The sequence below is a fragment of the Streptomyces sp. JK94 genome, assembly GCF_053613315.1.
This window is the reverse complement of record NZ_JBSICH010000007.1, coordinates 458,742-484,769: the sequence shown is the minus strand read 5'-3', so window position 1 is coordinate 484,769 and position 26,028 is coordinate 458,742. Positions and strand designations below refer to the sequence as shown.

General features: G+C 73.1%; 18 protein-coding genes. 6 read left to right on the top strand and 12 right to left on the bottom strand.

Features of this window, described 5'->3' with window-relative positions; genetic code table 11:
- Positions 1–740: 740 nt before the first annotated feature.
- From ACVV2G_RS08830 to ACVV2G_RS08810, 5 genes are all read right to left on the bottom strand, one after another.
- On the bottom strand, positions 741–1,430 hold the full coding sequence (locus ACVV2G_RS08830; RefSeq protein WP_453842033.1) for a potassium channel family protein: 690 nt from the start codon (positions 1,428–1,430) through the stop codon (positions 741–743).
- Positions 1,423–2,763, bottom strand: coding sequence for a TrkH family potassium uptake protein (locus tag ACVV2G_RS08825; protein WP_453842055.1), 1,341 nt, complete (start codon positions 2,761–2,763; stop codon positions 1,423–1,425). Before ACVV2G_RS08825 ends, ACVV2G_RS08830 begins: the two co-directional genes overlap by 8 nt.
- Before the next feature lie 201 nt (positions 2,764–2,964).
- Positions 2,965–3,096, bottom strand: coding sequence for a hypothetical protein (locus ACVV2G_RS08820; protein ID WP_453842032.1), 132 nt, complete (start codon positions 3,094–3,096; stop codon positions 2,965–2,967).
- Between the two features lie 27 nt (positions 3,097–3,123).
- Complete coding sequence (locus tag ACVV2G_RS08815) at positions 3,124–3,327, bottom strand: hypothetical protein (RefSeq protein WP_453842031.1); 204 nt, start codon at positions 3,325–3,327, stop codon at positions 3,124–3,126.
- Entirely contained in the window at positions 3,324–3,779 is a 456-nt protein-coding gene (locus ACVV2G_RS08810; RefSeq protein ID WP_453842030.1) for a hypothetical protein, read from the bottom strand. Before ACVV2G_RS08810 ends, ACVV2G_RS08815 begins: the two co-directional genes overlap by 4 nt.
- A gap of 561 nt (positions 3,780–4,340) precedes the next feature.
- On the opposite strand from ACVV2G_RS08810, the gene ACVV2G_RS08805 reads away from it, so the two are divergent.
- Positions 4,341–5,879: an alanine/glycine:cation symporter family protein gene (locus tag ACVV2G_RS08805; RefSeq protein WP_453842029.1), complete on the top strand. Its 1,539-nt coding sequence runs from the start codon at positions 4,341–4,343 to the stop codon at positions 5,877–5,879.
- Between the two features lie 266 nt (positions 5,880–6,145).
- Here ACVV2G_RS08805 and ACVV2G_RS08800 read toward each other — a convergent pair whose 3' ends face one another.
- The 4 genes from ACVV2G_RS08800 to ACVV2G_RS08785 form a co-directional block, all read right to left on the bottom strand.
- On the bottom strand, positions 6,146–7,393 hold the full coding sequence (locus tag ACVV2G_RS08800; RefSeq protein ID WP_453842054.1) for a cation:proton antiporter: 1,248 nt from the start codon (positions 7,391–7,393) through the stop codon (positions 6,146–6,148).
- 222 nt (positions 7,394–7,615) lie between these two features.
- Positions 7,616–12,493 carry a DNA repair ATPase gene (locus ACVV2G_RS08795; RefSeq protein WP_453842028.1) on the bottom strand — a complete coding sequence of 1,626 codons (4,878 nt, stop codon included), beginning with the start codon at positions 12,491–12,493 and terminating at the stop codon, positions 7,616–7,618.
- Positions 12,494–12,627: 134 nt separating this feature from the next.
- Entirely contained in the window at positions 12,628–14,667 is a 2,040-nt protein-coding gene (locus tag ACVV2G_RS08790) for an SPFH domain-containing protein (RefSeq protein ID WP_453842027.1), read from the bottom strand.
- Between the two features lie 826 nt (positions 14,668–15,493).
- Entirely contained in the window at positions 15,494–16,618 is a 1,125-nt protein-coding gene (locus tag ACVV2G_RS08785; protein WP_453842026.1) for an amidinotransferase, read from the bottom strand.
- A 210-nt stretch (positions 16,619–16,828) separates the two neighbouring features.
- Between ACVV2G_RS08785 and ACVV2G_RS08780 the strand changes: the two genes are divergently transcribed.
- The 4 genes from ACVV2G_RS08780 (at position 16,829) to ACVV2G_RS08765 (ending at position 19,297) form a co-directional block, all read left to right on the top strand.
- The gene (locus ACVV2G_RS08780) at positions 16,829–17,326 is read left to right on the top strand and encodes a DUF2975 domain-containing protein (protein WP_453842025.1); all 498 of its coding nucleotides are present in this window, start codon (positions 16,829–16,831) and stop codon (positions 17,324–17,326) included.
- Positions 17,326–17,547 carry a helix-turn-helix domain-containing protein gene (locus ACVV2G_RS08775; RefSeq protein WP_453842024.1) on the top strand — a complete coding sequence of 74 codons (222 nt, stop codon included), beginning with the start codon at positions 17,326–17,328 and terminating at the stop codon, positions 17,545–17,547. The genes ACVV2G_RS08780 and ACVV2G_RS08775 overlap by 1 nt, the downstream gene beginning before the upstream one ends.
- Before the next feature lie 245 nt (positions 17,548–17,792).
- Entirely contained in the window at positions 17,793–18,086 is a 294-nt protein-coding gene (locus ACVV2G_RS08770; RefSeq protein WP_453842023.1) for a zinc-ribbon domain-containing protein, read from the top strand.
- Between the two features lie 125 nt (positions 18,087–18,211).
- Positions 18,212–19,297, top strand: coding sequence for a PucR family transcriptional regulator (locus tag ACVV2G_RS08765; protein WP_453842022.1), 1,086 nt, complete (start codon positions 18,212–18,214; stop codon positions 19,295–19,297).
- A gap of 132 nt (positions 19,298–19,429) precedes the next feature.
- On the opposite strand, the gene ACVV2G_RS08760 is transcribed toward ACVV2G_RS08765, so the two are convergent.
- Positions 19,430–20,980: a flotillin family protein gene (locus ACVV2G_RS08760; RefSeq protein WP_453842021.1), complete on the bottom strand. Its 1,551-nt coding sequence runs from the start codon at positions 20,978–20,980 to the stop codon at positions 19,430–19,432.
- A 193-nt stretch (positions 20,981–21,173) separates the two neighbouring features.
- On the bottom strand, positions 21,174–21,683 hold the full coding sequence (locus ACVV2G_RS08755) for an NfeD family protein (protein ID WP_453842020.1): 510 nt from the start codon (positions 21,681–21,683) through the stop codon (positions 21,174–21,176).
- A gap of 242 nt (positions 21,684–21,925) precedes the next feature.
- Between ACVV2G_RS08755 and ACVV2G_RS08750 the strand changes: the two genes are divergently transcribed.
- Positions 21,926–23,821 carry a potassium channel family protein gene (locus tag ACVV2G_RS08750; protein ID WP_453842053.1) on the top strand — a complete coding sequence of 632 codons (1,896 nt, stop codon included), beginning with the start codon at positions 21,926–21,928 and terminating at the stop codon, positions 23,819–23,821.
- A gap of 317 nt (positions 23,822–24,138) precedes the next feature.
- Here the strand turns inward: ACVV2G_RS08750 and ACVV2G_RS08745 are convergent, their stop codons facing one another.
- On the bottom strand, positions 24,139–25,983 hold the full coding sequence (locus ACVV2G_RS08745; RefSeq protein ID WP_453842019.1) for a S9 family peptidase: 1,845 nt from the start codon (positions 25,981–25,983) through the stop codon (positions 24,139–24,141).
- Positions 25,984–26,028: the final 45 nt, after the last annotated feature.

Below are 26,028 nucleotides of genomic sequence, written 5' to 3'. Positions count from 1 at the left end.
TCCGCAGGCGTTGAGCCGTGGACTTCGGCAGTCACCGCCGACGAGGTCCGGCCGTTGCGCGCAGGCCGAAGCCCGCCTTCCCCGGTGACAGAAGTAGCAGAGAACGGCGCTCGGGCCGCTTCAAACGGGCAACAAGGCCGCCATGGTGACCACTTCGGTACGCCGAGCACGTACCTGGTCCTCGATCGGTCCGGTCTCGTACTGGTGGTAGTGGTATCCCGGACGGAGTCGGCACCACACGGCCCTGACACGGCGGGCCGTCTTCCGGTCGGCGCAGCCGCGGAGCCAGAGGAAAGCGATCCGCTTGGTGCCCAGGCGGACGGCGCGTGGGGCGTTGCGGGCGGCGAGGTGGTCGGCGACCACACTCTGCGGCGCGGCCGCAGGACGAAGGCGGCACCGCGGTTCCTGCTGACTGCGGCGGCGGCGAGCATGGCTGGCGAGTTGGTCCCGTCCTCGACAGTGGCGGGGCCGGGACGGGTTCTGCCCGTCTGCGAGGAGCAAAGTCGGCGGTGTCGATCAGTTGGCGGGTTTCCGGGGGGTGTATGGGAACTTGTCCGGGAGAAGGGCCTGGCCGCTCACGAGACCCGGGCCCGTGCCCCTGTCGGGACCGCACCACCCACCGGACGACCTCACCGGCAACAGGCCCGCGCCGCCGCGGGCTCTCGGCCCGCGGGGACGAGGCGGCTACTCGGTCGCCGCCGGTGCGCGCACTGCCGCGACCGCCGGCCGGTGGGCGGGGCTCACTGGAGTTCGCTGAACCGTTCCGTCGCCCGCGTGCGGCCGGCGACGATGATGGTGTCGTCCGCCTCGACCACCGTGTCGGCCGTGGCGTAGGTGAAGCCCTCGCCCGGGCGTTTGATGGCGACGACGGTGATGCCGTGGCGGGTGCGGACGGCGCTGTGGGACAGGGGGAGGCCGATGATGTCGGCCGGTGGGCTGGTTTTGACCATGGCGAAGTCGTCCTCGAACTCGATGTAGTCGAGCATGCGGCCCCGTACGAGGTGGGCGACGCGCTGGCCCATGTCGTGTTCGGGGTAGACGACGTGGTGGACGCCGAGCTGGGTGAGGATGCGCCCGTGGGCTTCGCTGGTGGCCTTGGCCCAGACGTTCTCGATGCCGAAGGAGATCAGCAGCGAGGCGGTGAGGATGCTGGCCTCCAGGTCGGTGCCGATGGCGACGACGACGCGCTCGAACTCGTGGACGCCGAGCTGCCGCAGGGCGTCCTCCTTCGTGGAGTCGGCCCGCACGACGTGGGTGAGGGACCCGGACAGCGCCTGGACGACTTCGGCGCTCTCGTCGATGCCGAGGACCTCGGTGTCCTCGTCGACGAGTTCCAGGGCCAGGGCGCGGCCGAAGCGGCCGAGGCCGATCACGACGACGGAGCTCTCCGGGCCGCCGCGTCGCTTCTTGGGGCTGGGTTTCCTAGCCAATGACGGGTCGCTCCTCAGGAAGGTCGTACAGACGGACGCGGCTGCGCAGGGCGAGCGCGGAGGCGACGGTGATGGGCCCGAGTCGCCCGATGAACATCAGTGCGACCAGCAGCAGTTGCAGACCGGTGGGCAGGCCCGCGGTGATGCCGGTGGACAGTCCCACGGTGGCGAAGGCCGAGGTGACCTCGAACAGCGACCGGTCCAGGCTGTTCTCGGTGAAAACCACGAAGGCCAGGGTGGAGACGGCGACCGCGGCCACGGAGAGCAGCACCACGGTGAGAGCCTGCCGCTGGAGGTCACCGTGCAGGCGGCGGTGGAAGATGTCGACCGCACCCTCGCCCCGGATCTCCGCGTACATCACGAAGAACAGTACGGCGAAGGTGGTGACCTTGATGCCGCCGGCGGTGCCGGCGCTGGCGCCGCCGACGAACATCAGCACGTCCGTGCCCAGCCAGCTGGCGGGGTTCATCTGCGAGGTGTCGAGGCTGTTGAACCCGGCGGTGCGCGGCATGACGCCCTGGAAGAACCCGGCCAGCAGCTTCCCGGGGGCGTGCAGGGGCCCCAGGGTGGCCGGGTTGGACCATTCGAGGGCGGTGACGAACGCGGTGCCGCCGACCAGGAAGATCCCGGAGACCCACACCACGATCTTGGTGTGCAGGGACCAGGACCGCGGTCGGTGCCAACGGCGGCGCAGCTCGAACAGGACCGGGAAGCCCAGCCCGCCGGCGATGACCGCCAGCGCGATGGGCAGGCAGATCCACGGGTCGGTGACGAAGCCCATCAGGCTGTCGGAGTACAGCGCGAAGCCGGCGTTGTTGAACGCCGAGACGGCGTGGAAGACGCCGAGCCACGCCGCCCGCGGCCAGGGCTCGGCGTACCCGGTGCCGAACCGCAGGGCCAGCGCCAGTGCGGTGACCGCCTCCAGCACGAGGCTGACCTTGACCACGCCGGTCACGACCGAGCGGACATCGCCCAGGCCCAGGGTCTTGGTCTCCGCGGCGGCCGTCAGCCGCGCCTTGAGGCCGATGCGGTGGGAGACCAGCAGGACCAGCAGGGAGGCGAAGGTCATGATGCCGAAGCCGCCCACCTGGATGAGGGCCAGGATCACCGCCTGCCCGAACCCGCTCCAGTAGCCGGGCGTGTCGACCACGACCAGACCCGTCACACACACCGTGGAGGTGGAGGTGAACAACGCCTCCACCGCACTCGCGCCGCCCGGGCCGGCCTTGGCCGCCGGCAGCATCAGCAGCCCGGTCCCGACCGCGACCGCCGCGGCGAAACCGGCCACGACCATCTGCGCCGGATGCCGCAGACGCGGCCATCGCCGCGTCACCACCCCAGGCCCTCCGCTTCGCGGACGGGCATTCCGATTGTTCGCACTGGGAGACGATAGACAACACCCACACCGTTCCGGGCAGCGGGCTCCGTTCTGTGCCGTCGGCGGTCACCGAGCCCGCGGTGAAGCTCACCGGCGGGCGGGATGTCACGGCCGGCGGCACCGGGACGACGCGCACGAACGGAACGGGCGCTGCTGCTACGGCCTGGCCACTACGCCCTCCTGGTCCCCTCGGTCGATCCGGGTGTGGTCCACCGGCTCGACCGGCAGCGGCTCGCTGCCGCCCCGAGGCTTGGCGTCGCCGGTGTCGGCGGGCGTGGGGCCGGCCACGAGGCCGGCCCCCGCGGGCCGCCGGTTTCACTCGTGTTCCCGCCAGAAACGGTCGCGGTAGACGTGCGCCCGGCGTCGCGTGTCCCGCAGGCCCCGGGTGGCGGACTCCTCGATGCGCATCGTGTCGGGGCCGCCGTCATCCATGCGCCTGCGGTCCCGGCGTGTCAGGATCACCATGGACGACGCGATGATCAGGAAGGCGGCCGCGAGGGGGGTCAGGTAAGAGATCATCGCTTCTCCCGTTCTCCGGGCCGGTGCGGGCCGGTTCGGCGCGGTGCCGCACCGCGGGAAGCGGGCGGTGTCCGGGGCCCCGCCCGCGCCCCCCGGGGCAGGCGGCGGCGCAGCGGTCGTACGAGCCACCGGGTCCCCCGCCATCCGGCCACGGGGGCGGCGAGGAAGATCGCCGGGGCGGTCAGCGCACGCGCCTGGCCGTGGGGGGCGGCGGTTTCCAGGAGCAGGACGGCGCCGAGGCTTCCGGTCCAGGCGAGCGCCGTCAGTACCGAGAACGAGACCGCGACCGGCACCCCGCCGAGCCCCAGGGCGTCGGCGTCGACGTCCTCGTCGAAGCAGCCGGCGTCGACGGCGCCCACCGCGACGAGCAGCCAGAAGGCCGTGACGACGATCGACGCGACGGTGAAGAACAGGACGGGGAACGTCGTGGCGGCTTCGACGAACGTCCCCATGTCCCCCGTCCCCTCTGCCTCGCCACGTCGCTGCGCCCGGGACCCCGGTGCCGCCGCCTGTCGGCGCCGGCACCGGAATCCGGCGTGTGCTCCCCTCGGTCCCATCGTGGCGACGCGGAGCACCTGCCGCATTGCCCGCTCCCGGCAGTCTTCGGCGGGCCTCCGTGCCGGTCGCCGCCGAAGAGGCCCGAGACCGGCGCGGGCGCCTCGGCGGGCTCCGGGACCTCGGCCGACCGGCGTGTAGGTGCCCATGGCACCCATCCCGCGACCGCATAACAGTCCGATCTCACCAGCTGGGACTTCCTCCGATCACGGCCCGTGACGTGAGATGCATCACTAAAACATCGGCAAGGACGTGGTAGAACTGCGCAACCCCGCAGGTCTATCCATTAAGTGACGATCTACGGATGGTCGCCTGCACGCGCATCACCAGCCGGCACGATCACGGTCCGAAGCCGGGCCGTGCGTACCGGTTCGCTCAACGGACAACGACGTTCGCTCAGAGACCGCTCCCCGGCGAGACTCCCCAGACCGCCAGCCCCGCGTCATCGAGGTAGCCAAGTGTCACTCGACTCCGTCACCCAGTCCGTCGACGAGGCCGTCAGCGGATTCTTCGAGCCCATAGCCAAGTGGCTGGGGGAGGTGGTCTTCTACGCCGTCCCGGTCGGCGGGACCGATCTGCCCCTCATCGTCGCCTGGCTCGTCGTCGCCGGTCTGGTCTTCACCTGCTGGTTCGGGTTCATCCAGGTCCGCAAGTTCAAACTCGCCGTCGACGTCGTGAGGGGGAAGTACGACGAGAAGGGCTCGGCCGGCGAGGTCAACCACTTCCAGGCCCTGACCGCCGCCGTCTCCGGCACGGTCGGCCTCGGCAACATCGCGGGCGTGGCCGTCGCCGTCTCCATCGGCGGTCCGGGTGCCACGTTCTGGATGGTCCTGTGCGGCCTGCTCGGCATGGCCACCAAGTTCGTCGAGGTCACCCTCGGCGTGAAGTACCGCGAGGTGCACGCCGACGGCACCGTCTCCGGCGGCCCGATGCACTACCTCCCCAAGGGCCTCGCCGAGCGCTTCGGCAAGAACGGCAGGACCCTCGGCAAGGTCCTCGCGGTCCTCGCCTCCTTCATGATCCTGTTCTTCGGCCTCTTCGGCGGCAACCTCTTCCAGGTCAACCAGTCCTACGCGCAGCTGGTCTCGGTCACCGGTGGCGAGGACGGCGCGATCGGCTCCTCCGCGGGCGCCCTGTTCTTCGGCATCCTGGTCGCCGCGCTCGTCGGCATCGTGCTCCTCGGCGGCATCCGCTCCATCGCCAACGTCACCAGCAGGCTCGTGCCGGCCATGGCGGGCGTCTACATCGTCGCGTGCCTGGTCGTGATCCTGGTCAACATCACCGCGGTCCCGGACGCCGTCGCCTCGATCGTCGAGGGCGCCTTCAACCCCGAGGGAGTCGCCGGCGGTGTGCTCGGCGCGCTGATCATCGGTTTCAAGCGGGCCGCGTTCTCCAACGAGGCCGGTCTCGGCTCGGCCCCGATCGCGCACTCCGCGGTCAAGACCAAGCAGCCCGCCAGTGAGGGCCTGGTCGCGCTGCTGGAGCCGTTCATCGACACGGTGCTCATCTGCACCATGACCGCGCTGACCATCGTCATCGCCGACCCGGCCAGCTGGGCCGAGGCCCGCACGAACGAGAGCATCGGCGGTGTCACGATCACCTCGGACGCCTTCGAGACGGTCCTGCCGTGGTTCCCGTACGTCCTCACCGTCGCGGTGCTGCTGTTCGCCATCTCCACGGTGCTGACCTGGGGTTACTACGGCCTCAAGTCGTGGACGTACCTCTTCGGCCGCAGCCGGGCCAGCGAGGTGACGTACAAGGTCGTCTACACCGTCTTCGCCGTCGCGGGCTCGCTGCTGACGCTGCAGACCCTGATCGACCTGGCCGACGCGGTCCTCTTCTCCCTCGCCGTCATCAACATCATCGGCCTCTACCTGCTCGCGCCCCTCGTCAAGCGCGAACTCGACACCTTCCTGGAGTACATCCGCACCCGGAAGACCGGTGCGGGCGCCGGGGACGGCGACGACAACCAGGAGTCGGCGAAGACCATCGTCTGACCGCCTCACGCGGACCGGCCCCTCGAACGGGCCCGTGCTCACCTCGCGCCTCGGTGAGCACGGGCCCGTTCGCCGTACCCGCCGACCGTCCAGCCGCCCCCGGGCCCCATCAGCGGCTCCGCAGCCGCCCCAGGGCCCATCAATGGCCCCGCAGCCACCCCAGGGGCCCCATCAGCGGCCCCGCAGCCGCCTCCGGGCCCGCCAAGCCGCCTCCCCGGCCGGTCAGCCCTCCCGCGGGCTCTCGTCCCGGCAGGCGCAGGCCGTGGTCACGGCCGGCGGACCTGGCCGTCCTCCTCGTCCCGGGCCCGCGTCTGCGCGCTGTCCGCCGCCTCGGGGATGCCGGTCAGGTCCTCGACGTCGAAGAGCCTCGCGATGGGCACGTCGGTGCTGCTGTGGGCGATGATCGAGAAGGCGATGCAGACGGCGATGAGCGTGTACGCCTGCTCCCCCTGGGGGATGCCGGCCTGCAGCACGAGAAGCCCGTAGACCACCGACGCGAAACCCTTGGGACCGAACCACGCGGCCACCAGCTTCTCCCGCCGGTCGAAACGCGTGCCGACGAGCGAGACCAGCATCGAGGCGGGCCGCACCAGCAGGATCGCCAGGACCACGGCCACGTAGCCGGTCCAGGACAGGTCGGCGAAGAGCTGGGGCGTCAGCAGCGCGCCGAAGATCAGCAGGGCGGCGAACTTGGCCAGCTCCGCGAGCGCCTCGCCCAGCGGTTCGAAGGCCGTCTTCGCCTCCGGCGACACGGCGGTGAGAACGGCCCCCGCCGAGAAGGCGGCCAGGTACGGGTTGGCATGGGTCAGGTGGCACGCGGCGTACAGGACGACTCCGGTGGCCAGCGGCAGCAGCGGCTGCAGCTTGGGCTCCGCCCCCAGCAGCCGGAACCGTACGAGCCCGTTCACCAGCAGGGGCAGCACCACGCCGAAGGCGAGCCCGAGCCCGAGCTCCAGGGCGATCATCCCGGGGGCCGACTCCGCGTGGCCACTGGTCGGGCCGGCGGCGGCGATGAGGACGAGGACCACCGGCAGGGCGAGCCCGTCGTTGATGCCGCTCTCCACGTTCAGCAACTGCCGCAGCTTGGCCGGTACTTCCTTGCGCGCCACGATCGCCGAGGCGAACACCGGGTCCGTGGGTGCCAGTACGGCGCCCACCAGGAAGGACGTCGTCCAGTCCAACCCGACCAGGTAGTGGGTGATCAGCGCCATGCCGACGAAGGCCAGGGGCATGCCGAGACCGAGGGCGCGGGCCGGGTTCTTCCAGTTCTCCTTCAGCTTCGGGAAGGACACGTGCATGCCGTCGGTGAACAACACCGCGAACAGCGCCAGGTCGGCGGTGACCGCGACGATGTCGCTGTCCGGTGTGATGTGGATCAGTCCGAGGAACCCGTCGCTGACGAGCGCACCGCCGACCAGGAAGAGCAAGGAGGTGGACAGTACGGTCCGGGCCGCGAGACCGGAGAGCAGAACCGCGATGAGCAGAGCCGCGCCGAACACCGCGACGAGTACCACGTAGACCAACCCCGATCAACGAAGACAGCTGTTCCTTGTCGCCGACCAGGCTTCCCGGCACTCCGCGTCGACTTTACACGCCTCTTACGCGTCCCTGACAGATGCCTGGCGGGCAGCGACCGTCCGCCGTGTGCTGCCGCGTTCCGGTACGACGGCCCTCACGGTGGGTGGCCCTCCACGGCCCGCTCAGTCATCGCAATCCTCTCAAACCTCTCGCTCCTCTCAGGCCTCCCCGCTCCCCCGCACCGGTCGGGCGGCGTGCCGGGGGGCCGGGCCCGCGACGAGGTGGCGTGGGTCGACGGCACGGTTGATCGCCGACTCGACGGCCGCCACCCGGTCGGCCAGGAGGCCGAGGGCGGCGACGGCCCGGGTGAGCGGATCGGTGTCGGGGCCGCCGAGGCTCTGGGTGCGGACGTACGCGGCCTTCAGCTCCGCCCAGCGACCGGCCTGCGCGGCGGTCGGCGTGCCCCGCAGCTCGGCCAGCTTCAGCAGGTTGGCCTCGGCGCCGGTGGTCAGGGTCTGGGCCTCGGCCGCGTAGTGGTCGTCGACCAGGGCGGACAGCTCGGCGTCGTTCATGACCGGCTGGATGCGCTGGGCGATCTTGTTCATGTTGCGGTAGGAACCCTGGAGCCGGAAGGGCGGCTCGGTCCGGGTGGCGTCCGACTGGGCGGCCGAGGCGATGTACGCGGCGTTGACCGCGAGGACGGTGTCCCGGGCCGTGAGCAGGTGGCGCAGAACCGCGGTGATCCGGTCCAGCTCGGCGGGTTCGTACGGGTGGGTCAGCCGGTCCGCGCGCGCGGCCGGGTCGCCCGCGGCCAGCCGCAGGAGCAGCTCCAGGTCCGCGCGGTCGCGGCCGGCCAGGGGCGCGAGGACCGGGTTGGCGGTCAGGGCGTTCTCGACGAAGCTGAGGGCGAAGGCGTCCCGCTTGCCGGTCAGGACGTCGCCGAGGTTCCACACGTCGGCGCGGTTGGCGAGCATGTCGGGCACCTGGAAGCGGCTGCCGGACTCCGTGTACGGGTTGCCCGCCATGCACACCGCGAACCGCTTGCCGCGCAGGTCGTAGGTGCGCGGCTCGCCGTCGCGCACCCCCTCGACGCGGCGGGTGGCGTCGCACAGCGGGATGAACTTCTGCAGCAGCTCGGGCGAGGTGTGCTGGATGTCGTCGAGGTGGAGGAGGGTGTTGTTGCCCGCCTCCAGCGCGAAGTTGACCTTCTCGATCTCCCGCCGGGCGGTGGCGTTCGGGGCCTCGGCCGGGTCGAGGGAGGTCACCGTGTGGCCCAGGGCCGGGCCGTTGACCTTCACCAGCAGCAGGCCGAGCCGGTCGGCGACGTACTCCATGAGGGTCGTCTTGCCGTAGCCCGGCGGGGAGATGAGCAGCAGCAGGCCGCCGGTGTCGGTGCGCTTGGTGTCCCCCGTGGTGCCGAGCTGCTTGGCCAGGCTGTCGCCGATCAGCGGGAGGTAGACCTCGTCGATGAGCCTGCTGCGCACGAACGCCGGCATCACGCGCGGCCGGTGCTCGTCCAGGCGCAGGCGGCCGCGCTCGGCGGCCACCAGTGCGGCGCGACGGCGCTGGTAGGCCCGGTGGGCGGGCACTTCGCGGGTGCGGAACCCGCGGGCGCGTGCGAGGAGTTCGTCGACGCGGACGGTCAGGGTCCGGTCGTGGATGCGGGGGTGGGCGCCGAGCAGGCCCCCGACGGTCTCGGTCAGGGGCGCGTCCGACGCGTAGCGGGGCAGTGCGGGGCACAGCTCCGCGGTCACGGCCTCGGCCAGGTCGCCCGGGGCGAGGCCGGTGCCGGTCGCGGTGGTGTACGACGTCAGCCACGCCTCGACGAGTTGCCGGCGGGCGGCCGTGTCGGTGAGGGCGGTGAGGTCGTCGTCGTACGCGGAGCCGCCCACCGTGCGGCGGAACTTGTCGAGCAGGGTCCGGGTGCCGGCGCTGATGACGAAGCCGTCGGGGCCGGACGTCAGCTCCTCGAAGAGGTACGCGGCTGCCGCTCGCGAGCCGGCCGCCCCGGCGAGTTCCGCCTCCAGGTCGGCGATCGCGGGCGCGAGCCCGAAGGTGTCGCGGGCCCGGGCGAGGGAGACGGCCCGGCGGGTCCAGGCGTCCCGCTCCTCGGCCGTCGTGCCGTGCGCCCAGAAGAACTGCGCGGCGGCGCGGGCGGCCGGCTCGTGGCGCAGGAGGCCCGCGCCCTCGTGCAGACGCAGGAGGGCGGCGAGGATCAGGGCCGCGTCGTGGTCGTGCACCCCGCGCTCGTACCCCTCGTCGTAGGCCGCCTCCGCCGCCTGGCGGACCAGGGCGGGCAGGTCCTCGGCCTGGGCGAGCGCGGCCGGGCCGTGCTCGTCGAGCAGGCCGGCGGCGAGGTGCTCGGCGCGGTAGGTCTCCGGCGACTCCGAGGGCAGCGGACGGTCCCAGTACGGGCGGGTCGCGGCGAACTCGGGGTCGGTGACCGGGGAGCGGTAGTCCGTGCCGGTCAGGGCGAAGGCGAGGCCGTCGCCCCGCGGGACGAGGGTGAGGTCCAGTGGCTGGGTGTTGACCGCGAAGCGGTGGCTGCCCAGGCGCAGGGTGCGGCCGTCGTCGGCGTACAGGTCGGTGCGGTCGCGCAGCGCGCGCAGGGCCTGCTGCCGGGCGGACTTCAGGCGGCCGTCCAGCTCCTCCGCCCTGACCGGGTCGCCGAGTCCGCGCAGTTCCTCGGCCGTGCGGCGGACCTTGGCGGGCATCGGGTCGGAGGTGAAGTACGTGGTGACGGCGTCCGCGTCGGCGAGCGCGGACGCCCGGCGGACGACCGTGCCCAGCACCCGGCCGGCCGACTCGGCCAGCCGCTCGGCCCGGCGGGCACGGGCGTCGGCGAGGGTCTGCTTGCGGGCGGAGAGTGCCTCGTGGACCTCGTCGCGCTTGTCCGCCAGCTCGGCGAGGAAGGCGTCGGACTCGGCGAACCGGGACTCCAGGTCCTCCACCCGCGCGAGCAGGCGGGCCAGCTGCTCGTCGCAGTCCTCGGGGGTGCCGGCCGCCGCGAGCGCGCCGGTGACCGCCTGGCCGAGCAGGGCGAACTCGGCGGCGAACTCGGCCCGGCCCTCGCTCTCCCGGAGCGTGCGACGGCGGCCGTCCAGGGTGGCACGGGCGCGGTTGACGCCCCCGAGGACCTCGGCGATCCGCTCCAGGACGGACGTGCGGACGGTGGCGTCGCCGATGTCCAGGCCGGAGACGACGTCGGTGACCGTGCGCAGGCCGTCGGCGTGCTCGTCGAGGCGGGCGGCGACGGGCTCCGCCTCGGCCACGGTGGTGATCGCCTCGGCGTCGGCGACGAGCCGCTCGATGTCGGCCCGGTGGTCGGCGAAGGCGTCCTCGTGCGCCAGGTGGGTCACGGCCCGCTGCCCGAAGGAGGCGAGGTCGCGCTCGACGTCGGCGGCCAGCTCGTCGACGCGGCCGGTGTCCGCGTACCGCAGGTCCTTGAGGGTGAGCAGGTGGCCCTGGGCCTGCCGCAGCTCGGTGAGCCCGGCCACCCACGCCGCGGCGCCGCGCGGGGCCTCGCCGCGCAGCCGCCGTACGACGGTGGCGACGCGGGCCGCCGCCTCGGTGAGCGCGTCGGCCGCCTGCCGGGTGAGCGCCTGCACCGTCTCGAACTCGGCCAGCACCCGTTCGGCGGTGGTCCGCACCTGCGTGAGCGGTTCGAGCAGGGCGCCCAGGTCCGGTTCGGCCAGCCAGTGGTGGGTGTCGGCGGTCCGTACGCAGGCCGCCACCAGCGCCTCGTACACCTCGCCGGTCGGGGTGGTGCCGGTCACCGCGCGGGTGACGGACAGGCAGTCGGAGATGCCGCGCACGAGGTCGGCGTTGCCGACCCGGGCGAGCGGACCGGTGCCGGCCGGCCGGGCGGCGGCGTGGGTGTCGGAGACGTACGGGGAGGTCCACCGCTGCACGGGGTGCACGCGCTGCGGCTCGGCGCCGGCCGCCCGCAGGGCGAGGAGGGCTCCGTCGTCGAACAGCGCCCAGCCGTGGCAGGACAGCGGGGCGGCGACCTCCTTGCGGATCACGTTGTAGGGCAGCAGCAGGGTGCGGCCCGCCACCCGCGCGTGGAAGGCGAAGAGGACGTCCTCGCCGTTCGGTGAGCGCACCGCCCGCTCGAACTCCAGGCCCTCGGTGTCGACGCCGTCGAAGGTCCGGTGGGTGCCGGTGGCCAGGCAGTAGCCGCCGGGGAAGACGACGCCCTGGTCCCCGGGCAGCCGGCGGCACGCCTGCCCGATGCCGTCGAGGCGCACGACGGTCCTGGTGAGGGTGTTGAAGACCAGGTAGCGGTGGGCGTCCTCCTTGTAGGGGAGGACGTCGACCAGGATCAGGGCGCCCACGCGCGCGTACGCGATGTGCGCGTCGGCGAGCGACTGCAGCGGCTCGTCGACCGGCTCGGCGTACACGCCCTCGCCCGTCCCGGTGTCGTCCTCGGTCTTGACGGTGAGCGTCCCGCCCAGCGTCTCGACGAACACCTCGCCCTCGATGGAGACGTGCGGGTGGCGGCCCAGGACGTGGTCCTCGCGGGTCGTCACCGTCCAGTCGAAGTCGTGGGCGGGCGGCAGGACGTGGTCGCGGTCGCCGCGCGCGTCCAGGAAGGACGCCCGGCCGTCGTCGGACAGCGCCCAGCGCAGGACCCGGATGTCGTCCGCCTTCTCGCCGGTCCGGAAGACGGCGAGCACCTTGTCCTCGACGCGCCGCAGCTGGAGGAGCCGGGCCTGGTGGAAGTAGCGGTGCAGGGCGGCGAACTCGCGGACGAAGGCCGGGTCGTCGAGCAGGCCGGGCACGGCGTCCTCGGGCAGCCGGTTCAGGTCCCGGTCGTGCAGCGCGAGGACGTCGCCGACGGCGGTCTCGGGCCCCCGGCCGGGGACGGTGTCGTAACCGAAGAGCAGGACGTCACCGACGGACACGAGGTCGCGCGGCACGCACGCCGGCCCGGTGCGCAGGTGCTCGGTGCCGGCCAGCTCCAGGCGCAGGGAGCCGAACTCCTCGACGCGGCGGGCGTTCAGCGCCTCGGCGCGGCGGGCCAGCTCGGCCGCCTGCGCGGTGAGGCGGTCGCGCAGCACCTCGTACGTACCCGTGTCCAGGGCGGTGGTCATGAGGTCCCTCTCAGGAAGTCGGAGAAAAGCGGGCGTGGGGGGGGGGGGGCCCCCCCCCCCACCCCCCCCCCCCCCCCCCCCCCTCCCCCTCCCCCCCCCCCCCCCCCCCCCCCCCCCCCCACGCCCGCGGCCTGTCAGCCCTTGGCGCTGCCGTTCACGGCCGTCAGCCGGGTGTCGGCGAGGCCCAGCTCGCCGGCCTTGCTGAGCAGCTGCTCCAGGGCTCCCGAGTCGGCGCCGCCCGTCTTCATGAGCTTCATCAGCAGGGTGGACACGGTCAGGTTCTGCACGTCGGCCGTGGAGACGGAGCCGAGGGCGCGGCTGAGGTCGTCGGTGAAGCTCGACGTCCCGTCCAGCCAGGGCTTGGCCAGCGCCTGCGCGGTCTCGGAGTGCTGTACGAAGCCGTCGACGCCCTTGCCGAGGGCGATCGCCCCGACCAGCCGGTCGAAGAAGACGGACTCGCCGCCGACGATGTTGATGTCGGCGTTCTCCAGCCCGGTCGCCAGGACCGTCGCCTGCGCCTCGGCCACCTGCCGCTGCACCTCCAGCCCGGCCAGCCGGACGTCCTTCTCCGCCTCCAGCCTCAGCCGGTACTCCTCGTGGCCGCGGGACGCCTCGTCCAGCGCGGCCATCGCCGCGGCCTTCTCGGTGAGGCCGGCCGCCTCCGCCTTCAGCTTCTCGCCGACGGCCGCGGCCTCGGCCAGCGCCTTGGCCTTGGCGCCCTCGGCCTCCGCCCGCAGCCGGGCCTCGGTGGCCCCGGCCTCCGCACGGCCGGCCTTCTCGACGACCTCGGCCTCCTTGTCGCGGACCTGGACCTCGGCCAGTCCCTGGGCAGCGCTCTCCGCCTGGATGCCCTCGGCGAGGCGCAGCTTGGCCCGCGCGTCGAGGTCGGCGCTCTTCAGCCGCGCCTCGGCGAGCGTGAGCTCCTCGGCGGCACGGTGCGTGGCGGCCTGTTCGGCGGCCTCGGCGGCCTTGATGTCCTTGACCAGCCGCTCCTGCGCCTCGGCCTCGGCGGCGATGACGACGGCCTGCCGCTGCCGCTCCGCCTCCTCCACGGCACGCAGCCGCTTGATGGCCTCCTCCTGCTCGGCGACCGTGCGGTCCACCGCCACTCGCTCACGGATGACGTCGGCGATCTCCCGCTTCTCCGCCTCGACCTCCTTCTCGGCGGCGATCCGCGTCAGCTGCGTCTCCCGCTCCCGGGCGATGACCTCCAGGAGGCGGTCCTTCTCGATGCGCTCGTTCTCGATGGCGATGACCCGCTCGCGGTTCTTCTGCGCGACCGCGACCTCGCGTCCCTGGTTCTCGCGCTGGACGCCGAGCTGCTCCTCGGTCTTGAGGAAGGCGGACTGCGCCCGCAGCCGCTCCTCCTCCATCACCCGCGCGGTCTCGGCCTCCTCGCGCGCCCGTACGGTCTCGATCTCCCGCTTCTGCTTGGTCTCGGCGTCGACCCGGCGGCGCTCCAGCTCCAGGATCGCCTCCCGGGCGTCGACGTTCTGGCGGGTGATCTCCTTCTCCTCGGTGCGCTGGGCCTCGTTGGTACGCACGTGCTCCACGGCCGTCAGCTCGGTGATCTTCCGGATGCCCTGCGCGTCCAGGACGTTGGCCGGGTCGAGCTGGGTCAGCGGCGTCTGCTCCAGGTAGTCGATCGCCGCGTCCTCCAGGTGGTACCCGCTGAGGTCGACGCCGATGACCTCGATGATCCGGTACCGCAGCTCCTCCCGCTTGGTGTAGAGGTCGGTGAAGTCCATCTGCTTGCCGACGGTCTTCAGCGCCTCGGAGAACTTCGCGTGGAACAGTTCCTGGAGGGTCTCCCGGTCGCTGGCCCGTGCGGTGCCGACCGCCTGGGCGACCTTGACGACGTCCTCGGCGGTCTTGTTGACCTTGACGAAGAACGAGATGCGGATGTCCGCGCGGATGTTGTCCCTGCAGATCAGCCCTTCCTTGCCGGCCCGGGTGATCTCGATGGTCTTCACCGAGATGTCCATCACCTCGGCCTTGTGCAGCACCGGCAGCACGACCTGCCCGGTGAAGGTCACGTCGACCTTGCGCATCTTGGAGACGATCAGGGCCTTGCCCTGCTCCACCTTGCGGAACAGCCGGGCCACGACGAACAGCACGGCGGCGGCGAGCAGGATGCAAACGAGCACGCCGATGCCCAGGGTGCGGTAATCCATAGGAATTCCTCGAAGTCTGCGAAGAGTTGGCGCCTCCACGAGGAGGCGGGGCGGCCCGCCCGGTGACGAGCGGGCGCGTCCGGTGTGACGCACGCCGGCCACGGCTCAGCCGCGGCGGTGCCTACTGCCGGGGTCGTACGGGGAACAGTCCGCCGCGTCCGGTCGTCGTCGCCCGCGGCGTCCGCGTCCCAGCCCGGCACGGAGGGCGGCACGGGAGCGCGCCCCGGCCCGGCCGGCCCGGCCTGCCGGGAGCGCCGCCCGTACGCCGGGCCCGGTCGCCGGGGGCGTGGTGTCGAGGAGGCCGAGGGGCCGTACGGGGGCGTCGTCCACGCGTGCCACGCCCTCACCCCCGAAACGGTCCGTCGGGCGCCGGTGCCGGCGCCCGTTGCCGGGCCCTGGCACCGGGTTCGCCCCCGTGTTCCTGCCACCCTCATCCTGGCCGAGGCGCGCCTCTCACCGCATTGCCGTGATACGGCAATCTTGGCGCCCTCTGGATGCCGAGCGGCGACGCGACCGGGAGCGGCTTCGCCCGCCTCGCCCGGCCTCCGCCTCGCGGCGGGGGTCGTCGCCCGAACAGCCCTCCCGGGCCTCCCTCGGGCGTGGGCGGGCTCCGGCTCGGGGCCAGGCGTACGCCGGGGGGTGGGGCCGGTGCCGCGACCGGCTCGGCGGACCGGCGGGTGAGGCAGTGGGGAGGCCGGCGGGGGAGGCAGTGGGGAAGGCCGGCGGGGGAGGCGGCGGGGAGGCCGGCGGGGGAGGCAGTGGGGAAGGCCGGCGGGGGAGGCGGCGGGCCAGGGGCTCGGTGAAGCGGCCGGTGCTCGGCCCGCCGTCAGTCGAAGTACGACTCGAGCGTGCCCCGGCGCCGTACGTCGAGGGTCGCGCAGTGGAAGGAGCCGCCGAACGGCGCGTAGTGCAGGAGGTCGCACGGGACCGGCTCGAAGCCCCAGCTCTCCAGCGCGCGCAGCATGGCGGTGTGGTGCCGGTCCGCGATCACCCGTTCGCCGTCGATCACGAGCACGTTCATGCTGAGCCATTTGCCGCACATCGACGTGATCCTGAGCAGCCGGTCGTCGATGGGGTCGGGCTCGGGCGCGGTCAGGATGTCCCAGGAGGACAGGACGTCGGGAAGGCGGTCGACGTCGACGTACTCCGGGTTGACCAGCGCCTTGCCGGGCGCGAGGGGGACGAACGTCGTGTCGATGTGCATGGGGGCGCGGCAGCGGCTCTCGATCTCGTGGATGCGGTAGCCGGGGCCGAGGTGGCGGCGCAGCCACTCGATGCCCATGCGGTTGGTGACGTTGCTCCGGGTGACGAAGAGGTCGCGTCCGGCCCGGACGAAGTCCGCCGCGTCGAAGACCGGCTCGAACTCGGTGAGGATGTGGCGCATCGGCTCGCCCGGCCCGGGGACGCGGAAGTCCCGCTCGAAGAGGGCATCGGTGAGCTGGGGCTTCGGGGCCGCCGTCCACCGTGCGCCGCGCCGGAAGTAGTCCTTGAGGACCGGACGGTAGGAGTGGGTCTCGAAGTACCGGCACGGCCAGGCCATCGGGGTCTCGATGATCTCGTCGCCGACCACGAGCAGGCAGTCGCGCGGGCAGGTGTTGCAGAAGCCGCGGGACGACCAGTCCGGGGTGCTGAAGCGCTGCCGGTGGTCGACCGCCTCCGGGCGCGTGACCGTGACGCCCAGGGACTGCAGGAGGGTGATGAAGCCGTCGAGTTCGCGCTGCGCCCGCTCGACCAGGACGCGCGGGTAGCGGAACCCGGCCGCCAGCCCCTGCAACCGCGCCGCCCACGGCGGGACGTTGCAGGTCACGACCGGATGGTCGGAGGGAATCGTCGCGCCCTCCAGGCGTCCGACGACGACCTCCTCCAGCGGGTCCCACTCGTTGTGCGAACCGACCGGCGAACCGCCGGGCTCCGCCGCCCGGGCAACGCCGGGCTCCTGCGCCACCGCCATGACTGACCGCTCTCGATCGCTACGGCTCCGTGACCTACCCGGTGCCCCGAACCGGACCGATGACACCGGTCACCCCGGGACGTCACCCGGACGCGCCGCGGGGGCGCGCCGCGGGACGGCGCCCGTTGCTTCTCACCGGGGACGGCCGGGACTTGCCGGATCTATCGTTTTTCGATAGCTTTCCATCGTGATTCGATTGAAGGAGGGGCGATGGGACGGATGACGGTGCTCGCCTTGCGCGGGGTACTCGTGATGTTGCTGACCGGCTCGGCGTTCGTCCAGGCGGTGCTGATCCGGCTCCTGGCGGCCGGGACCGGTGATCCCGACGCCGACCTCGCGGCCGTGCGTACGCCGGTGTTCCTGATCATCGTCCTGGTGGCCGCGGCGGCCCAGGTCGTCCTGGTCTGCGTATGGCGGCTGGGGACGATGGCGCGGCGGGGCACCGTGTTCTCCCTCGGCGCCTTCCGGTACGTGCACGTCGTGATCGGGGCGTTCGTCGCGGCCGCGCTCCTGGTGTTCGCGCTCGGGGTCGTCCTGGCCCCCGGCGAGGCCGTCGCGCCCGGCATCGTCCTCGTGCTGGGCGGGGTCGTCGTGGCGATCCTGGGCGTCGCGCTGGTCGTGCTCGTCCTGCGGATGCTGCTCGCCCAGGCCGTCGCGCGCGACATCGAGGCGGCACGGATGCGGGCCGAGCTGTCCGAGGTGATCTGATGCCGATCGTCGTCGACATCGACGTGATGCTGGCGAAGCGCAAGATGTCCGTGGGAGAGCTCGCGGAACGCGTCGGCATCACCCCCGCCAACCTGGCGGTGCTCAAGAACGGCCGCGCCAAGGCGGTGCGCTTCACGACGCTCGCCGCGCTCTGCGACGTGCTGGAGTGCCAGCCGGGAGACCTGCTGCGCTGGGAGGCCGGGGGCGTCGAGGCGGGCTGACGCCGACCGATGCCGGGCCGCCTCCGGGCCGGCGTCCGGTCCGCCTCCGGGCCGGCGTCCGGTCGGTGGTGATGGCGGGTGACCGCTGTGACCATAGGCGACCGCAGATGACCGCAAGTAGCCACAGATGACCGCAGGTAGCCGCAGGCGGTGCAGGTGGCTCCCGGGACCCGTCCGGGCGCAATCTGGGAGAGGATCTGCGTGCCCTGCCCGCTCGCGGGCCCCGACCCGGGAAGGACCACCCAGTGATCATCTTCGGCACCAAGGGTTACCTCTACCAGCTCGCGATACTGACGCTGGTGTGCGGCCAGTGCGGCAACCCCTCCGCGCACACCCTGAGGAAGCGCGTCACGAAGTTCACGCTGTTCTTCGTGCCGCTGTTCCCGTTCTCCACGAAGTACCTGACGCAGTGCACCTTCTGCGGCGCCGAGCAGCAGGTGACCGGGGAACAGGCGGAGCACCTCCAGACGCAGGCCGTGAGCGGCCAGGGCGGTCAGGCCCACGGGCAGCCGCAGCAGCAGCCGTACCAGAGGCCCTGACACCCCCGCCCCGCCGGCCGGCAACGCGCCCGCGCCCGAAGGCATTTCCGGTTTCCGGCAGTCTTGACTAACCTCACGTTGCCGGACCGCGCCGACCGGGCGGGCAGGGCAGGGGGAGGCGTGGGGTGACGGAGCAGCAGGAGACACCGGAACCGCAGGAGTCGTATCTGGCCGGGTACTCCGAGATCCTCGCGGCGGTCGCGGGCACCGGGCGCCGGCTGACCCGGGACGAGCTGGAGAGAAGGCGGCTCCTCGGTGAACGGGCCGCGGAGGCCGGGCACAGTCTGCGCGGCCTCGTACGGCTGCACCTGGACGCCACGCGCACCGCCTGGCCCGGCGGGGCGAACGGCTCCGCCACCGGCGTCACGGACCGCGTGCTCGCCGCCGTCACCCAGGCCGTCGACGCCTTCGCCGAGGGCTACGAACGCGCCCAGCGCCTCGCCGTACGGCAGGAGGAGGCCGCACGGCGGGAGTTCATCGACGACCTGCTCTACGGGCGCAGCGACCTGGGCCGGCTCGCCGAACGGGCCGAGCGCTTCGGGCTCGTCCTCTCCCGCGCCCACGCCGTCGCGGTGGCCGAGGGGCCCGAGGTGTACGACGACACCGCGCCGGTCACCCGGCTCGTGGAGACCGCCCTCATCTCCCGCTTCGGCGACCGGCGCATCCTGATCACCACCAAGAACGGGCAGCTGATCTGCATCGCGCCCGGTGACCAGGACGACGTCCTCGCCTTCTTCGCCAAGCAGGCGTACGCCGCCACGGAGGGCAGCCGGGTGGCCATCGGGCGCCCCCAGACCGGTGCGGGCGGTGTGGTGCACAGCTACGAGGAGGCGCTGAGCACCCTCGAACTCGCCGAGCGGCTGGAGCTGGAGGATCCCGTGCTGCGCGCCGCCGACCTGCTCGTCTACCCCGTCCTCACCCGTGACCGGCAGGCCATGGCCGAGCTGGTGCTGAGCGTGCTGGGGCCGCTGCGCGAGGCCCGCGGCGGTGTCGAGCCGCTGGTGCGGACCCTGGAGGTGTACTTCGACGCCGGCTGTACCGCGGCCGAGGCCGCCCGGCGCCTGTCGCTCAGTGTGCGGGCCCTCACCTACCGGCTGGAGCGCATCCACCAGCTCACCGGCGCCAACCCCGCCGACCCGGTGCACCGCTACACCCTGCAGACGGCGGTCATCGGGGCCCGGCTGCTGGGCTGGCCCGCCCAGGAGATCTGAGCGGGCCGCGGCGGAACGGGAGAGGCCGGGGCGGGAAAGGATGGGGCGGGAGAGGCCGGAACTGGAGGGGCCTGGACGAGAGGGCCGGGGCGGGAGGGGCCGGGGCGAGCCGGGCCCGGCCCGTGGGCGCGGTCAGCCCGTGATCTCCACCTTGCCGTCGCGCGGGCCCGGGCCCTCCGGGCGGTCCGGTCCGGGCGCACCGGCCGTCCCGGCGGAGTCCTTCGCCGTGAGGTTCTTCAGCAGGGACGCCAGGTCGACGCCCGTGGTCGAGGTGAGCAGTTCCATGCCCTGTGCCACGTTGTCGGCGACCGTGCGCGACAGCCGGCTCGCGCCGTCCGTCGAGATGACCGTCATCTTGTCCACGGCCGCGAGCGGCTCGGCCGCCTTGGCCACCACCTGCGGCAGCACCTCGACCAGCATCTGGAGCACGGCGGCGTCGCCGTACTGCCCGAAGGCGTCGGCCTTCTGCCGCATCGCCTCGGCCTCGGCCGCGCCCCTGGCACCGATCGCTGCGGCCTCCGCCTCGCCCTCCAGCCGTACGGCCTCGGCGATCGCCGCACGCCGGGAACGCTCCGCCTCACCCTGCCTGAGGCCCTCGACGGCCTCCGCCTCGGCCAGCGCGCCACGCCGCTGCTTCTCGCCCTCACCGGTGAGCCGGGCCCGCTCGGCCTCGGCCTGTGCCGCGGCGATCTCCGCCGACCGCTCGGCCTCCGCCTGCTTCACCCGCGCCACCCGGCGGGCCTCGGACTCCTGCTCGGCCGCGTACCGCTGGGCGTCGGCGGGCTTGCGCACCTCGGTGTCGAGCTGGCGGTCCTTCAGCGCGGCCTGCCGCTCGGCGACCTTCTCCTGCTCGGCGAGGATGTCCTGCTGCCGGGCCGCCTCCGCGAGGGGGCCCGCCGCGTTGGCGCGGGCCGACGCCTGGTCGGTCTCGGCCTTGATCTCGGCCTGCTTCAGGTAGAGGGTCCGCTGCGCGACCGCGATCTCCTCCTCCGCCTTCAGCCGCGCCTGTTCGGCGGCGCGCCGGGCCACGGCTTCGGCGATGTCGGCCTCCTGCTTGGCCCGCGCCGCCTCGGGACGGCCGAGGTCCTCCAGGTAGGAGCCCTCGGTGGTGATGTCCTGGATCTGGAAGGCGTCCAGCACCAGGCCCTGCCCGGACAGGCTCGCCTCCGCCTCCTCGGCGACCTGCCCGGCGAAGGCGGCCCGGTCCCGGATGACGTCCTCCACGGACATCCGGCCCACGATCGCGCGCAGCGCGCCGGACAGCACCTCCTGGGTGAAGCCGACGATGCCGTCCTGCTGCATCAGGAACCGCTGCGCGGCGGCGCGGATCGCGTCCTCCGTGCCGCCGACCTTGACGATCGCCACACCTTCGAGGTTGGCCTTCACCCCGCGCAGCGTCACCGCGCCGCGCACGGCGACCGGGATGTGCCGCGAGGAGAGGTCGAGCGTGAACCGCTGCTGCACGAACGGCACGACGAACACACCGCCGCCGACCACGACCTTCTGGCCGCTGTTGTCGGTGACGACGCGTCCCGTGTCGGGATCGGTGGACTTCTTGCCGCGCCGTCCCGTGACGATGAACGCTTCGCTCGGCCCGGCCACCTTGTAGCGGCTGACCACCACCAGCGCGAGCAGCACCAGGAGTACGACGACCCCCAGCACCGCGATGACGACAGGACTCATGGCAACAACCCCGAATCACACAGAGAGGACAGAGACAACAGCGGGACCGATCGGCAGGACCGATCCGTACGGCCTGACCTGAAGGACGGACCTGGAGGCCTGGCCTGAAGGCCTGACCGGAAGGCCTGACCTGGAGGACCGACCGGAAGAAGCGCCGGGAGAGCGGGCGGGCCGGGCAGGACGGCGAGGACGCTCAGCGGTCCACCGGCCGCACCACGACCGACGTCCCGGTCGGCACCGCCTCGACCCACACCTCGGTCCCCCGCGCCACCGGCACCGCGCTGCGCGCCGCACACTTCAGCGGCTGCCCCGCGAGCCGGAGCAGCACTTCGCCGAAACCGTCGGCGGGAATGGCGGTCACGACCCTGCCGGACGTGCCGAGCAGGTCGTCGGTGCGGGGTGTGACGGTGGACTGATCGCGCATCAGCGCACGGCTGAGGCGGTACGTCAGCCAGCCGGCCCCCACCCCGGCGACCGCACCGAACCCGGCGGCGCCCGCCGGACCGGTCCAGCCGGCGCCGAGGGCGATGGCACCCCCGAAGCCGGTCATCGCCACGAACCCGGCGATGACCGGCAGCGACAGCCACCCCTCCAGGACGCCGTCCAGCACTCCGTCGAACGCGCCTTCCAGCAGTCCGTCGAAGATCAGCGACAGGGCGAGCAGCACGACCCCCGTGATACCCAGCCCGAGAAACCAGGCCATGCGTGCCGCCCCCTCTCGCCCGTCGCCGAGCTCCGGTACGACGCATCGTCACATGCGGGGAGGTGAGCGTCATTGCCGTGTCCCGGCAATCTTCACGTCTCTTCCATGCCGCTCCCGCTCTGGCCGGATGTGGTGCGCGAAGACCGGGAACCGCACCTCCCGCCGGTACTGTCTTCTCCCAAATGGGGACTCATACGGGGAGCGTTCCGCACCAGGTTCCGCAGGGCGACGGATACGCGCACATGGTGGTGTGCGGCGACGACGGGCTGGCGCACCGCCTGGCCGCCGAACTGCGCGGCGTGTACCGCGAACAGGTCACACTCGTCGTCCCGCCCTCCGGGCGCCGGGCTTCCCAGCCCGCGGTCGGGCGGGCCCGCGCGGCCTCCGCGGCGCTGCTGGGTTTGGTCAACGCGGCCGTCAACCGCTCGGCCGGCGGTGACCCGAACGACATCGGCCCCGAACCGGAGCTGGAGGCCGCCGAGCCGACCGAGGACGTGCTCGCGGCGGCCGGTGTGGACCGGGCCGCGGCGCTGGCCCTCGTGTACGACGACGACGAGACCAACATCCGCGCCGCCCTGACCGCCCGCCGGCTCAACCCCCGGCTGCGTCTGGTCCTGCGCCTGTACAACCGGCGGCTCGGCCGGCACATCGAGGAACTCCTGGACCAGAGCGCCGCGTTGGCGACCGGCCACGACCGGGACGCGGGGCTGGACGGCGCCGGTGCCTCCACGACCGTGCTGTCCGACGCCGACACGGCCGCACCGGCCCTGGCCGCGACCGCGCTCGTCGGCACCAGCAAGGTCCTGGAGACGGACGGAGTGCTGCTGCGCGCGGCGGAACGGCAGCCGCCGCGCCCCGGCGAGGTGGCCGACCCCGGACTGTGCACGCTCGCGCTGCTGTCCGCGACGAGCAGCGACCCGGCCGGCACCGACGGCTCGGAGAGCAGCGGCGAGCACGGACCGCAGCTGCTGCCCGACGCGGCCGCGGCGCGGGCGGCCACCGGGCGCGGCACGGTCGTCCTGGAGCAGGTGTCGTACTCCGGCCCGCCGCTGCCCGTCGTGCGGGCCGGTGTGCCCCCGTTCGGTGAACTGTTCTCGCGGCGGCTGCGGTGGTCCCTCGCGGGCCTGGGCGTCTGCGTGGTCGCCCTCGCCGTGGCGCTCATGGTGGTCACCGAGGACCATCCACTGCACGCCACCTACGTGACGCTGCTGGACCTGTTCGCCATCAACGAGCCCGCCCACAAGGAGGACCCCGGACGCCAGATCCTGCAGCTGCTCTCCGGTTTCGTCGGGTTGCTGCTGCTCCCGGTGCTGCTGGCGGCCGTCCTGGAGGCGCTCGGTACGTTCCGCAGCGCGTCGGCCCTGCGGAAGCCGCCGCGCGGCCTCGGCGGACACGTCGTCCTGCTCGGTCTCGGCAAGATCGGCACGCGCGTGCTGACCCGGCTGCGGGAGATGGACATCCCCGTGGTGTGCGTGGAGGCCGATCCCGAGGCGCGCGGCATGGCGACCGCACGGCGGCTGCGGGTGCCGGTGGTCCTCGGGGACGTCACCCAGGAAGGCGTCCTGGAGGCCGCCAAGATCCACCGGGCGCACTCGCTGCTCGCCCTGACCAGCGCGGACACCACCAACTTGGAGGCGGTGCTGTACGCCCGCTCCGTGCGGTCCGGGCTGCGGGTGGTGCTGCGCCTGTACGACGACGACTTCGCGACCGCCGTGTACCGCACCCTGCGCGCCGCGCACCCGGGCGCGCTCACCCGGAGCCGCAGTGTGACGCACCTGTCCGCGCCCGCCTTCGCCGGGGCGATGATGGGCCGCCAGATCCTGGGGGCGATCCCCGTCGAGCGGCGGGTGCTGCTGTTCGCGGCCGTGAAGGTGGCGGGGCATCCGCAGCTGGAGGGGAAGACGGTCGGGGAGGCGTTCCGGGCGGGGGCGTGGCGGGTGCTGGCGCTGGAGGTCTCCGACGGGGGCCCGGGCGACGAGGCGGGCGCCGGCGGTGAGGGGCCCCGGGAGTCGAGACTGGTGTGGGAGCTGCCCGACACGTATGTCCTGCGAAGCGAGGACCGGGTGGTGCTGGCGGCCACGCGGCGGGGGCTGGCCGAGTTGCTGGGGCGGCGGACGCGACGGCGGACGGACGTGTAGGGGCGACACCCCCACGCCTCCGCACGGGTTGTGCCCCGCGCCGCCCGCCGAGGGCCCGTGCCCCGCACCCCGCCCACCGAAGGCCCGCGCCCCCACACCCCACCCACCGAAGGCCCATGCCCCCACACCCCGCCCACCGAGGCCCGCGCCCCGCGCCCCCGGGAGGGGTCCCGGCCACCCGGGCCCCCGGCGTCTGCGCCGTACCCGCCGCCCGTCTCGGGCGGCCAGGAAGCAGAGCCTGCAACGGACGCGGTCGGACGGACCGGCGGGCGGGCCCGCACGGCCGGGCCCGCTCCGCTCCTCCGTCGGACGGGTGGTCAGCTGCGGGGCAGGTGCTTCGCCGCGAAGTCCAGCTCCAGCTGGACCTGCTTGATCCGCTCGTCCACCACCAGTGACCCGTGCCCCGCGTCGTAGCGGTACACCTCGTGGACCGCGCCCCTCGCCGCCAGGCGCTCGACGTAGTTCTCGACCTGGCGGATCGGGCAGCGCGGGTCGTTGACGCCGGCGGAGATGTGGACCGGGGCCTTGACCTGGTCGACGTAGGTCAGCGGGGAGGACGCCTCGAAGCGGTCGGGGACCTCTTCGGGGGTACCGCCGAGGAGGGTGCGGTCGAGGGCCTTCAGTCCCTCCATCTCGTCGTGGTACGCGGTGACGTAGTCGGCGACCGGCACCGCGGCGATGCCCAGCGTCCACGCCTCGGGCTGGGTGCCGATGCCGAGCAGGGTGAGGTAACCGCCCCAGGAGCCGCCGGTGAGGATCAGGCGCTCGGGGTCCGCGAGACCGGAGGTGACCGCCCACTCGCGCACCGCCGCGATGTCCTCCAGCTCGATGAGGCCGACCCGGTGCTTGAGGGCGTCGGTCCAGGCGCGGCCGTACCCGGTGGAGCCGCGGTAGTTGACGCGGACCACCGCGTAGCCGTGGTCGACCCAGGCCGCGGGGCCGGCGGCGAAGGAGTCGCTGTCGTGCCAGGTCGGGCCGCCGTGGATGTCGAAGACCGTCGGGAACGGTCCGGTCGTGCCGGCCGGCTTCTGGACCAGGGCGTGGACGCGGCCGCCCGGGCCCTCCACCCACACGTCCTCCACCGGGACCGAGCCGGGCGACTTCATGCCGGGTGGTTCCAGGACGACCCGGCCCGAGGTGGAGCGGACCGCCGACGGCTCGGCGGCCGAGGACCACAGGTACTCCACGCTGCCGTCGGGCCGGGCCGTCGCCCCGGAGACGGTGCCGGCCGGGGTCTCGATCTCCACCAGCCCGCGTGCGGCGAAGTCGTACCGGAACAGCTCGCTGCGGGCCTCGAAGTCGTGCACGATCAGCAGGCCGGAGCCGTCCGGGTACCACTCGGCGCTGACGTCGCCGGGCAGGTCCAGGGCGAGGTCGGCCTGCTCGCCCGTCGCCACGTCCCACACCAGGGGCTCCCAGCGGCCCCGGCGCTGGTGGCCGATGAGCAGGCGGGTGTCGCCGTCGACCGGGGCGAAGCCGAGGACCTCCAGGCCCAGCTCCTCCTCGCCGCCCCTGGTGTCGTCCAGCTCGGCGACCGTCGTACCGTCGGGGCGCAGGACCCGCAGCGCCGAGTGCATGGCGTCGCCGTGCTCGGTGTGCTCGACGGCGATCAGCGTGCCGTCGTGGGAGAGGTCGCCGACGCCCGCGGACTCGCGGTGCCGGTAGATCTCCGCCGGGGGCCCTCCCGCGTACGCGAGGTGGATCGTCGTGCCCTCCTCGTCGGTCGAGCGGCCGATCACCGCCGTGCGCCCGTCCCGGCCGAGGGCGAGGCCCGCCGGGTAGGAGGGGCCGAGGCCCGGCACCGCCGGCTCGTCCTCGCCGCCCGCGAAGGGCTGGCGGCGCCAGACGCCGAACTCGTCGCCGTCCTTGTCGTCGAACCACCAGATCCAGTCGCCGTCCGGCGAGAGCACGCCGTCCGTCGTGCCGTTGGGCCGGTCGGTGACCTGGCGCTGCTCACCGGTCGCCCGGTCCCAGGCGTACAGCTCGTACGTCCCCGTGGCGTTGGACACGAACAGGGAGCGGTCCGGTGCGTCCTCGGCCCAGTCGGGCAGCGACACCCTCGGCGCCCGGAACCGCTTCTCCCAGTCGGGCATCTCCTCGGCCCGCCGGCCGTCCTGTCCCCGCCGCTGGTCCGACGACACGGACCCGTTGCTCTCAGTCATGGCCCCATACTGCCTCCCCCCGGGGACAACGCGCAGATCAGATCC

Coding starts and splice junctions, on each gene's coding strand:
- ACVV2G_RS08815 (WP_453842031.1), bottom strand. CDS start 3,327: ATGATCTCTTACCTGACCCCCCTCGCGGCCGCCTTCCTGATCATCGCG.
- ACVV2G_RS08810 (WP_453842030.1), bottom strand. CDS start 3,779: ATGGGGACGTTCGTCGAAGCCGCCACGACGTTCCCCGTCCTGTTCTTC.
- ACVV2G_RS08795 (WP_453842028.1), bottom strand. CDS start 12,493: ATGACCACCGCCCTGGACACGGGTACGTACGAGGTGCTGCGCGACCGC.
- ACVV2G_RS08790 (WP_453842027.1), bottom strand. CDS start 14,667: ATGGATTACCGCACCCTGGGCATCGGCGTGCTCGTTTGCATCCTGCTC.
- ACVV2G_RS08785 (WP_453842026.1), bottom strand. CDS start 16,618: ATGGCGGTGGCGCAGGAGCCCGGCGTTGCCCGGGCGGCGGAGCCCGGC.
- ACVV2G_RS08780 (WP_453842025.1), top strand. CDS start 16,829: ATGGGACGGATGACGGTGCTCGCCTTGCGCGGGGTACTCGTGATGTTG.
- ACVV2G_RS08775 (WP_453842024.1), top strand. CDS start 17,326: ATGCCGATCGTCGTCGACATCGACGTGATGCTGGCGAAGCGCAAGATG.
- ACVV2G_RS08760 (WP_453842021.1), bottom strand. CDS start 20,980: ATGAGTCCTGTCGTCATCGCGGTGCTGGGGGTCGTCGTACTCCTGGTG.
- ACVV2G_RS08755 (WP_453842020.1), bottom strand. CDS start 21,683: ATGGCCTGGTTTCTCGGGCTGGGTATCACGGGGGTCGTGCTGCTCGCC.
- ACVV2G_RS08750 (WP_453842053.1), top strand. CDS start 21,926: ATGGTGGTGTGCGGCGACGACGGGCTGGCGCACCGCCTGGCCGCCGAA.
- ACVV2G_RS08745 (WP_453842019.1), bottom strand. CDS start 25,983: ATGACTGAGAGCAACGGGTCCGTGTCGTCGGACCAGCGGCGGGGACAG.